Genomic DNA, 348 nt, shown 5'->3' with positions numbered 1-348 from the left:
ATTTTATCCAAACCCATGTTTTCCCAGGCGGGTGTTTATTGTCTAACAGTGAAATTCTCAGCCAAGCGCGTGACCATACCGATATGCAAGTAACGTCATTGGTTGATTATGGCTACGACTATGCGCGTACCTTGATTGATTGGCGCTATAATTTTATGCAGGCGCTACCGCAGCTCAAGGCACTCGGCTATGACGATGCGTTTATGCGTTTGTGGCATTTTTATTTTGCGTACTGTGAAGCAGGATTTTTGGAAAAAACCATTGGCGTGGTGCAAGTACGCCTTGAAAAAGCCCAATACCGTTAACCCAATTTGCGCGGTAACGGGTTCAGGACAATTAATAACAGGA

Annotated in this window: 1 protein-coding gene; it reads left to right on the top strand. The window is 44.8% G+C overall.

Annotated features, from left to right (window positions below; genetic code table 11):
- Nucleotides 1–305: class I SAM-dependent methyltransferase (locus N1078_RS19515; protein ID WP_274089715.1), on the top strand; the 305-nt coding region annotated here is incomplete at its 5' end.
- Nucleotides 306–348: the final 43 nt, after the last annotated feature.

The sequence above is a fragment of the Pseudomonas sp. MIL19 genome, from assembly GCF_028680365.1.
Classification (GTDB): Bacteria; Pseudomonadota; Gammaproteobacteria; order Pseudomonadales; family Pseudomonadaceae; genus Aquipseudomonas; species Aquipseudomonas spirodelae.
This window is presented reverse-complemented; position numbering and strand designations above follow the sequence as displayed.